Source organism: Streptomyces sp. NPDC002643, from assembly GCF_053592555.1.
On record NZ_JBSFVY010000060.1, the window covers coordinates 26188 to 35389 of the forward strand.

Sequence of the window (9202 nt, forward strand, 5' to 3'; positions counted from 1 at the left end):
ACGCTACAACTCACATCCATCTTTGGGGAGTTCATAGAAAGGTGGTTATGAGTATCAGCCAAGCGGGAACAACTTAGATGAAGTTGGTTGCCAACTTGGCGAAGTTGGCGAAAGTTTCACCCCCTCCCCATGCCCGTCGAAGGAGGTCCCACCATGCCCGTCATCGCTCTTCTCCTCGCCCTCGCCGTCGTCGCCTTCCAGAAGATGGTCGAGTGGCAGTACGGCACGATGGGAGTCGTCGGGCTCCTGTTCCTCACGGTCGGCCTGAAGGCCCGCAACCACACCTGCAGCTCCATAGGCGCCGTCATCCTCGCCCTGCTGTTCTCGGGCCCGGCGCTCTGACCTGCGCCGACAGGTCGAGGGACCGGCGCTCCGGCGGAGCGCCTCAGCTTGTGAGCTGGAGGTCCGAGCTGATGGTGTCCCACAGCGCGTCGAACCACAGACGCGACTGTTCCACGAAGGTCACATCCCGCGGAGCGGCCGTCACGCTCCGCTCGAAGGCGAACAGCATCGACTGGGTGCCCTCGGCGTCGTACATCTCCAACTGCTCGCTGTCCACCTCGGCCTCCTTGCGCTGCACGGTGTAGTACGCGAACAGCGCCTCCGAGCCGTTGAGCAGGTACAGCTTCACCGGTGGGGTGAACGGCAGCGCCCGGAAGCTGACATGGACGTCGACGCCGTGCGTGGACCGCAGAGCCAGCAGATTGTGCTTGAGCACCTGCCCCTGGGCATTGCGCTGGGCCAGCCAGCGGCGTTGCAGCCGGCGGTCGGCGGAGGTGCCGAGCGAGGGGTCGACCGGGGCCGGGAAGGCGAGCGGGATGTCACGGCTGGGCAGCAGCACCCGCACATCGACTCTGGCCGGTTTTATGCGCCCCGCGTGAATCTCTCGCAACGGCTCACCCACGGCGAGCGTGAGGGACACGGCGGTCAGACACAGGGCGTCGATCACCACATGAGGGGCCCCGAAGGCCGCGGATATGCGCGGGGCGAGTTCCACCATCGTCGGCCGCGGCGGCGCTCCCGGGCCGCCGATCCCGCCCGTGCCCAGACGTGCGGCCACCGTCGCGGGGCTGCCCTTGGAAACGTTGGTGAGCAGGTGCTCCGACTGCAGGATGCGCAGCGCCTGGCGTACGGCGCCGCGCTCCACGCCGAACTCGTCGGCGAGCTTGGCCTGCGTGGGCATGCGCTGTCCCGGTCGCAGCTCGCCGGACCTGATCCGGCCGCGCAACACGTCGGCGACCTCGTGATGTGACCTCTGGGGCCGCTGTGACGACTTCCGTCGATCGACGGCCGTGCGTTCCCCGTCCACGCACAAACACTACAACTTCGCGCCATCTTTGGGCAGTTCAAGGAAAGGTGGTTATGAGCCGACTCCAAGCGGAGATAAGTTAGATGGAGTTGGTCGCCAACTTTCACAACATGGTCAAACTTTCCAATGGTTGGTGACTCTGGCAACTGCCACACGGACAGACCGATCGACCTCCCTTCCGGAGGGGAGCCGGGAGTTCGACCGGTCCAGCACAGTCACAACTGAATGGTTCAGCCACAACTGAATGCGCAGCCACAACCACAACTGAATAGCTACGGATACCCGCACCACACGACAGAGAGGTCCCAGGCTCCAAGTCCCAGTAGATCGAGCAGTTCTCAGAAGAGGTCCGGGCACCAAGGGCGCCTGGACGTCCGCAGCAGGGCGCCGGCGACAGAGGCGGCGCCCTTTTGCTGTGATCAGCCAGTTTGACGTCGGAGGTGTTGTGCGGCTGATCGTCGGGCCGGGTCAGGCCAGCAGGTCGTCGACCTGGGCCTCGCCGTCCCGGTAGCGGCGGGCGATCTCGGCGTTGCAGTCGTCGGTGGTGCGCTGGAGGCCTTGGCGGCGGGAGGAGATCTGCTGTTCGTACTGGACGAGGCGGGCGAGCCCGGCGGTGAGTTCGTCGTCGGTACGGGCCTGGAGGTCGGAGAGTTCGACCTCGGCGAGCATCTCGGCGGCCAGCCGGCGGTACTCCTCGCCGTGCGGCGTCCCCACCGTGACATGCCGGGCCGACGAGCGCTGACGGGCCGGGGCATCGGTCAGGATCTCCGAGAGCCGGTCCACCAGCGCCGATGTCTCACCCGACGCCGAGCGGGCGGAACCCGGCCCGTCCGCCCCCGAGGCGTCCGCCGTGCCGCCCCGCCGGGCCAGTTCGGCCCGCAGGATGTCGATACGGCCCTGGAGCAGCCGCCGTACATAGCTCAGATCCGCCTCGTCCCGCTGGGCCTCCCGGCGCAGCGCGCGAAGCTCCGGCAACCGCAGCCGGGAGAGGTCGTACGTCCCGGTCGGGTCCGGCGGCAGCAGGGGGTCACCCTCGGTCGGCGGCAGCGGGCTGCTGTCCGTGCGCTGCACCGGGGGCCGGCACGCGGCGCCGCCCGCGACCCCGGACGCGCCCGCCATACCCGCCCCACCTGCCCTGCCCGCCGTACCCGGCGTCCCTGCCGTACCCGCCATGCTCGATGTGCTCATGCGCCTCAACCGTCCCCTCGACCGGTGTGTGTGAGCATGGTGCCACTCCGCGTGGCCGCTATGTGACCGAGTCCCCGCGATCCACCCCAGATGGGCGGTAATGGATCAATGAGAAAGACCGGGCAAAGCACTCTTCAAACCCCGGTGATCACATACCCCTCGTAAGGGGGACCCCCTTGCGTACGGCCGATGGACGGCGGCGGCATGATGGTCGGCATGCGTGCGGTGGTGCAGAGGGTCGACGGGGCGAGTGTCGTCGTGGACGGGGAGACCGTCGGGGCGATCGAGGGTGAGGGGTTGTGCGTCCTGGTCGGGGTGACGCACGACGACACCAAGGAGAAGGCGGCGCAGCTGGCGCGGAAGCTGTGGTCGGTGCGGATGCTGCACGACGAGAAGTCGTGCAGCGATGTGGACGCGCCGCTGCTGGTGATCAGCCAGTTCACGCTGTACGGCGACGCCCGCAAGGGCCGCCGGCCCACCTGGAACGCGGCGGCGCCCGGGGACGTCGCCGAGCCGTTGGTGGACGAGGTCGTCGCCCGGCTTCGGGGGCTGGGCGCGACGGTGGCCACCGGGCAGTTCGGGGCGAGGATGCGGGTGTCGTTGACGAACGACGGGCCGTTCACGGTGTTGGTCGAGGTGTAGGTGGTCCGTGGGGGGGTACGGGGCGCCCGGGGGTGCTGCGGGCCGGGGGGAGAGGCGCTTGCCCGGCGCTTACAGGGTGCCGCTGCGCCCACCCGTGCCGCCCCTAGCGGCACGATTGCCCGCAGCTACGACGACTGCCGGGTAGGCGCCGCCCCAGCGGCACAATTGCCCGCAGCTACGACGACTGCCGGGTGAGCGCCGACCCAGCGGCACGATTGCCCCGCTGAGTCAGCTGACACGGCTGCCCTCAGCTTTGGCGACCGGCCTACGGCTCTACGACGACCTCCTGGGCCGCCGCTGTCGAGTCGGCCATCAGCCTCGCGTCCAGCGGCACATTGCGCTTGACCAGGGCCAGGGCCACGGGGCCCAGTTCGTGGTGGCGTACCGATGTCGTGACGAAGCCGATCTTACGGCCGTCGGGGCCGTCGTCCGCGAGGCGGATCTCCGTGCCCGGTGGCGGCAGATGGACCTCGCTGCCGTCGAGGTGGAGGAAGACCAGGCGGCGCGGGGGCTTGCCCAGGTTCTGCACGCGGGCCACGGTCTCCTGGCCCCGGTAGCAGCCCTTCTGGAGGTGGACGGCGCTGCCGATCCAGCCCAGCTCATGGGGGATGGTGCGATGGTCGGTCTCGAAGCCGAGGCGGGGGCGGTGGTTCTCGACGCGCAGGGCCTCGTAGGCGAGCAGCCCGGCCGCGGGGCCGGCCTTCTCGGCGTACGACTCCAGATCCGTACGCGGGAGGAAGAGATCACGGCCGTACGGGGTCTCGCGGACGACGACGCCCTCCGGCGCCTCGGCGATGGAACCGGCCGGGAGGTGGACGACCGCGAAGTCGGCCGTCCTGTCGGCGACTTCGACCCGGTAGAAGAACTTCATCGACTCCAGATACGCCAGCAGCGCGTCCTGGGTGCCGGGCTCGATATGGGCCCAGACGGTCGTGCCGTCGTCCACCAGATACAGGGCGTGTTCGATGTGGCCGTTGGCGGAGAGGATCAGGGCCTCGGTGGCCTGGCCGGTCGGGAGTTCGCTGACGTGCTGGGTGAGCAGGAGGTGCAGCCAACTGAGCCGGTCCTCGCCGGTGACGGTGATGACACCCCGGTGGGAGAGGTCGACGAATCCGGTGCCGTCGGCGAGGGCGCGCTGTTCGCGGAACAGGTCGCCGTAGTGGGCGGCGACACCTTCGTCCACACCCTCGGCGGGAACGGCGCCGGGCAGGGACAGCAGTGGGCTCTTCATACGGCCAAGCCTACGACTAGGTAGTTGAAGTCTTTAGGTCGAACGTCCGGTCGAACTGTCGGCGGCCCCTGCCGCCTTGGCCCCCTTGCCCCCGCTCTCCGCCTCGGCCTTGGCCGCCTTGGCCACCTCTGCCGCCTTGGCCGCCTTCGCCGCACACTCCTCGCACCGCCCGAAGATCGCGAAGTGCTTCATGTCCGTGTCGAAGCCGAAGGTCTCGCGCAGCTTCGCCGTGAAGTCCTCCGCGACCGAGACATCGGCCTCGATGACGTTGGTGCAGTCCCGGCAGACGAGGTGGAGGTGATGGTGCCGGTCGGCCAGGTGGTACGTCGGCGCCCCGTGCCCGAGGTGGGCGTGGCTGACCAGCCCGAGTTCCTCCAGAAGCTCCAGGGTCCGGTAGACCGTCGAAATATTGACCCCCGACGCCGTCTTCCTCACTTCGGCGAGGATGTCGTCGGGGGTCGCGTGCTCAAGGGTGTCCACGGCTTCGAGCACGAGCTGCCGCTGCGGGGTCAGCCGATACCCACGCTGCCTGAGGTCACTCTTCCAGTCGGTGCTCACCACGGGCCCAGTCTAGGCCGGGGAGGGGCGGGGACACCGCTGTGCTGTGCGCCTACTTGAAGAAGGCGATGCCGTCGTCCGGCATGTCGTCCGGGAGGGCCTTGGCCCAGCGTTCGACGTCCTCGGGGGTGACGACCTTCTTCAGGTGGGCCGACATGTAGGGGCGCAGCTCGACCTCGGGGGTCTGCTTCTCGCCGACCCACATCAGGTCGCTGTTGACATAGCCGTAGAGCCGCTTGCCGCCGCTGTACGGGCCGGAGGCGGCGGTACGGGCGACCGCGTCCGTGACCAGGTCGATCTGCGGCTTCTGCTTGGCCAGCTCGCCGTACCAGATCTCGACGACACCGTCGTCACGGGTCATGACGGCCTCGACCTTGCGGTCGGCGTCGACGCGCCAGAAGCCGGACTCGCTCTCCAGCGGACGGACCTTGTTGCCGTCCTTGTCGAGGACCCAGGTGTGGGAGCGGTACTCCAGGAAGTCCCGGCCGTCGTGGGAGAAGGTGACCTCCTGCCCGAAGTTGCACTTCTCCGCGCCGGGGAAGTCGTGCACGCCCGCGCCCGCCCAGCTGCCGAGCAGGAAGGCGAGGGGGACGAGGTCCTTGTGGAGGTCGGACGGGATCTCGATCATGAGCAGCTCAGAAGTCTCGTACGTCGGTGAGGGGGCGTCGGGGAAGGTCCGGGAACGCTGGGCGGGCGATCAGCGCTGGCCCTGGTACAGCTTCTTCACGGTCAGCCCCGCGAAGGCGAGCACGCCGACACAGACCAGGGCCAGCAGGATTTCGAAGAAGAGTTCCACGGGGTGCTCCTCGGATGAGCGGAGGTCGGTACAGGGGCAGGGCCGGGGCCAAGCTTACGCGGGCGCCTTCGGCACTACGATTCCGGCTATGGCGAAGAAGCTCGTGATCAAGGTGACGGCGGGGGCCGATGCGCCCGAACGCTGTTCGCAGGCCTTTACGGTGGCGGCGGTCGCCGTGGCCAGCGGGGTGGAGGTCTCGCTGTGGCTGACCGGCGAGTCCGCGTGGTTCGCGCTGCCGGGACGGGCCGCCGAGTTCGAGCTCCCGCACGCGGCACCGCTGCCCGACCTCCTCGACTCGGTCCTCGCGGGCGGCCGGCTCACCCTGTGCACCCAGTGCGCCGCCCGCCGCGACATCACCGAGAAGGACGTCATCGAGGGCGTACGGATCGCGGGCGCGCAGGTGTTCGTCCAGGAGGCGCTGGCCGAGGACGCCCAGGCGCTCGTGTACTAGGCCCGCTCTCCGGCTAGGAACGCGGGCGTTTCTTGCCGTCCAGTTCGTCCCACCACTCGTCGGACTTGGGGTCGCCCGAGGGGTCGTCCCACCAGCGGTCCTCGGGCCCCCGGCGGTTGGCGACCATCGCGGCGAGCGGCGGGATGACCATGGCGACGACGCACATGCCGACCGCGACCGGGACCGACCAGAGCCGTACGACACCCCAGGCGAGGACGAAGAGACCGATGCAGGTGCCCATCATCGCGAAGTAGATGTGCCGCCGGCGCGCGTACATGACTCCAGCGTAGATCCGGGCAGCGGAAAGGGCCGTACCCCGGGGTTGCCCCAGGGGTACGGCCCTTCGCCTTCGTCGCGTCCGTCTTCGTCAGGCGTCCGTCACAGATCGCCCGAGCCCCGCGCGGTGTCAGACCGCGATCGCGACCTCCGCGAGGGCGCCCTTCTCGGCGACGACGACCGTACGGTCGGCGGTGCCGCCGGGGACCAGGGCGCGGACGGTCCACGTGCCCTCGGCCGCGTAGAAGCGGAACTGGCCCGTGGCGGAGGTGGGGACCTCCGCAGTGAACTCGCCGGTCGAGTCCAGCAGACGGACGTAGCCGGTCACCGGCTCGCCGTCGCGGGTGACCTGACCCTGGATGGTGGTCTCACCGGGCTTGATCGTCGAGGCGTCGGGGCCGCCGGCCTTCGCTCCACACATGTCTTTCTCCAGATACAGATAGGGGTCTGACCGGAAGGAAGGCCGGTCGGGTTTGCTTGCGAGGGGTGGGTTACTTGTTGGCGCCCAGCTCGATCGGGACGCCGACGAGGCTGCCGTACTCGGTCCAGGAGCCGTCGTAGTTCTTGACGTTCTCCACACCGAGCAGCTCGTGCAGGACGAACCAGGTCAGCGCGGAGCGCTCACCGATACGGCAGTAGGCGATGGTGTCCTTCGCCAGGTCGACCTGCTCCTCGGCGTAGAGCTCCTTGAGCTCCTCGTCCGACTTGAAGGTGCCGTCGTCGTTGGCGTTCTTCGACCACGGGATGTTGCGGGCGGACGGGACGTGGCCCGGACGCTGCGACTGCTCCTGCGGCAGGTGGGCCGGGGCGAGCAGCTTGCCGCTGAACTCGTCGGGCGAGCGCACGTCGACGAGGTTCTGCGAGCCGATGGCCGCCACGACGTCGTCGCGGAAGGCGCGGATGGAGGTGTCCTGGGCCTTGGCCTTGTACTCGGTCGTCGGGCGCTCGGGCACCTCCTCGACCAGCTCGCGGGCGTCCAGCTCCCACTTCTTGCGGCCGCCGTCGAGGAGCTTGACGCTCTCGTGGCCGTAGAGCTTGAAGTACCAGTAGGCGTACGACGCGAACCAGTTGTTGTTGCCGCCGTAGAGGATCACCAGGGTGTCGTTGGCGATGCCCTTCGCCGACAGGAGCTTCTCGAAGCCCTCCTGGTCGATGAAGTCACGGCGTACCGGGTCCTGGAGGTCCTTCGTCCAGTCGATCCGGATGGCGTTCTTGATGTGGTTCTTCTCGTACGCCGAGGTGTCCTCGTCGACCTCGACGATGGCGATGTTCGGGTTGTCCAGGTTCTCCTGGACCCAGTCGGCGTCGACAAGGACGTCGCTGCGGCTCATGCTCTTTCTCCTCCGGGGCAGTTGTCGGCGGGGTGCCTCCGGCGGTTCGGCCGGGGGCGCGCAAGGGTGGGCCCTGGCTGGACAGGGCAGGCATCGGGGAACGCGGCAGCTGAGAGCGCGGCCGCTCAGAAGGTGCGACAGAGCATGGCGGCGACGCGGCACAGGTCTACTGCCCGCCGCTTCGTGAGATCCGCCTGTCGCTTCATGGTTATGGATCGTAGGGACGGACAGGCGGGCGTGTCACCGGTGTGTCGTATTTTGAGACACGATCGTCCGGGATGTGGGATTGGCGGGGCGTCCGGCCCGCCTCCCCACCGAATCCGAGCGGATGTATCGACCGTCACATCTACGGTACGGACGCCATCGTCTCGCCCATCGGACAGCCGGCGTCCGCCGAAGCTCGTCCTACCCCGCCAGCCTGACGTTCGAACCCTTGACCGTGATCTCCACACCGTCCGACGCGGCCTCGACCTTGTCGAGCTTGATGTCGCCGGGGAGGTCGTCGATCGCCTGCTGGAAGTCGGTGATGCTGCGGACCGCGCTCTCGGCGATGCCCAGGTCGGGCAGGGAGTCGGCCTCGACCTCGACCTTGTCGTCCTTGACGCTGACGGTGCTCAGCACGGTGACCGTCTCGGGCTCCAGCGCCGGGGGGTCGATCTCGACGGCGACCTTGATCTTGCCGTTGCCGCCGTCGGAGAGGCCGACGACACGGGCCGTGAAACCGAGCCCGACATCGGTGGGCTCCGACTTGGCGGCCTTGAGGAGTTCGTCGTACGAGACGGTGGCCGTGCCGGTGGCGGTGGCGGCCGTGGCCGAGCTGAAGTCGCTGGAGAAGGAGACGCCGGTCATCTTGGCCGTGAGGTCGTCGATAAGGATGCTGTCGACGTTGTCGGAGGCGCCCGACGCCTTGGCCTCGTAGTCCTTGATGCCGACCTCGACCTCGTCCAGTTCACCGCCGGCGACCTGGGTGAGGAAGGGGAAGCCCTTTATGGAGACGCTCGGGGTGTCGGTCAGGCCCTCGCTGGTCTTCAGCTGCTGGGCCGCCTCGTCCTCGGCGAAGCCGACGGCTACGCGGTCCGCGATGACGAAGAGGCCGCCGAGGATCACGGCGACGATGAGAAGTATTCGCAGTGCGCGCATGTCTCTGTGTTCCCCGTTCCCCACGTTCGTCGACTCGACGGGTGTCCTGGCCGACGGCCCGGGGGCCGTCGTACCCGAGGGTAAGCGGGTGGGTGTGTGGGTGTGGTGGGTTCGGGGGGCTTGTTGATCAGCTGTGACAGGGGGTTGTTGTCGCCCAATAGCTCGGGGGGTGCGGGTTGTTGGGCGAGTGCGGGTGGGTGGGGGCTGGTCGCGCAGTTCCCCGCGCCCCTAAAAAGGCGGGGCGCAGCCCCAAGAGATCGGAAAGAGCACACGTCTGAAC

At 68.4% G+C, this 9202-nt stretch carries 12 protein-coding genes; 3 read left to right on the forward strand and 9 right to left on the reverse strand.

Going from position 1 to position 9202, the window contains the following annotated elements; translation table 11 throughout:
- The first annotated feature begins 153 nt into the window (after positions 1-153).
- Positions 154-342 carry a hypothetical protein gene (locus ACWD4G_RS44165; RefSeq protein WP_451304137.1) on the forward strand — a complete coding sequence of 63 codons (189 nt, stop codon included), beginning with the start codon at positions 154-156 and terminating at the stop codon, positions 340-342.
- Positions 343-385: 43 nt separating this feature from the next.
- Here the strand turns inward: ACWD4G_RS44165 and ACWD4G_RS44170 are convergent, their stop codons facing one another.
- Positions 386-1315, reverse strand: a complete 930-nt coding sequence (locus ACWD4G_RS44170) for a GntR family transcriptional regulator (protein WP_451304139.1) — start codon at positions 1313-1315, stop codon at positions 386-388.
- Between the two features lie 462 nt (positions 1316-1777).
- Positions 1778-2497 (reverse strand): RsiG family protein, encoded by a 720-nt coding sequence (locus tag ACWD4G_RS44175; RefSeq protein WP_451304141.1) that lies wholly within the window; start codon positions 2495-2497, stop codon positions 1778-1780.
- Between the two features lie 216 nt (positions 2498-2713).
- On the opposite strand from ACWD4G_RS44175, the gene dtd reads away from it, so the two are divergent.
- A complete protein-coding gene (dtd, locus tag ACWD4G_RS44180) occupies positions 2714-3139 on the forward strand; it encodes a D-aminoacyl-tRNA deacylase (RefSeq protein WP_451304143.1) in 426 nt (141 codons plus the stop codon).
- A gap of 265 nt (positions 3140-3404) precedes the next feature.
- Here the strand turns inward: dtd and ygfZ are convergent, their stop codons facing one another.
- The 3 genes from ygfZ to ACWD4G_RS44195 are packed head-to-tail and all read right to left on the reverse strand — an operon-like array spanning position 3405 to position 5556.
- The gene (gene ygfZ / locus ACWD4G_RS44185; protein WP_451304145.1) at positions 3405-4370 is read right to left on the reverse strand and encodes a CAF17-like 4Fe-4S cluster assembly/insertion protein YgfZ; all 966 of its coding nucleotides are present in this window, start codon (positions 4368-4370) and stop codon (positions 3405-3407) included.
- 33 nt (positions 4371-4403) lie between these two features.
- Positions 4404-4931, reverse strand: coding sequence for a Fur family transcriptional regulator (locus tag ACWD4G_RS44190; RefSeq protein WP_451304147.1), 528 nt, complete (start codon positions 4929-4931; stop codon positions 4404-4406).
- 49 nt (positions 4932-4980) lie between these two features.
- Entirely contained in the window at positions 4981-5556 is a 576-nt protein-coding gene (locus tag ACWD4G_RS44195; protein ID WP_451304149.1) for an FABP family protein, read from the reverse strand.
- A gap of 256 nt (positions 5557-5812) precedes the next feature.
- On the opposite strand from ACWD4G_RS44195, the gene ACWD4G_RS44200 reads away from it, so the two are divergent.
- Positions 5813-6175 (forward strand): DsrE family protein, encoded by a 363-nt coding sequence (locus tag ACWD4G_RS44200; RefSeq protein ID WP_451304151.1) that lies wholly within the window; start codon positions 5813-5815, stop codon positions 6173-6175.
- A gap of 13 nt (positions 6176-6188) precedes the next feature.
- Here ACWD4G_RS44200 and ACWD4G_RS44205 read toward each other — a convergent pair whose 3' ends face one another.
- The 4 genes from ACWD4G_RS44205 to ACWD4G_RS44220 form a co-directional block, all read right to left on the reverse strand.
- A complete protein-coding gene (locus ACWD4G_RS44205) occupies positions 6189-6452 on the reverse strand; it encodes a DUF3099 domain-containing protein (protein ID WP_451304153.1) in 264 nt (87 codons plus the stop codon).
- A gap of 129 nt (positions 6453-6581) precedes the next feature.
- On the reverse strand, positions 6582-6872 hold the full coding sequence (locus ACWD4G_RS44210; RefSeq protein WP_043502058.1) for a DUF1416 domain-containing protein: 291 nt from the start codon (positions 6870-6872) through the stop codon (positions 6582-6584).
- A 70-nt stretch (positions 6873-6942) separates the two neighbouring features.
- The gene (locus tag ACWD4G_RS44215) at positions 6943-7782 is read right to left on the reverse strand and encodes a sulfurtransferase (RefSeq protein ID WP_451304155.1); all 840 of its coding nucleotides are present in this window, start codon (positions 7780-7782) and stop codon (positions 6943-6945) included.
- A 405-nt stretch (positions 7783-8187) separates the two neighbouring features.
- On the reverse strand, positions 8188-8922 hold the full coding sequence (locus tag ACWD4G_RS44220; protein ID WP_451304157.1) for an LmeA family phospholipid-binding protein: 735 nt from the start codon (positions 8920-8922) through the stop codon (positions 8188-8190).
- Between the last annotated feature and the right edge of the window lie 280 nt (positions 8923-9202).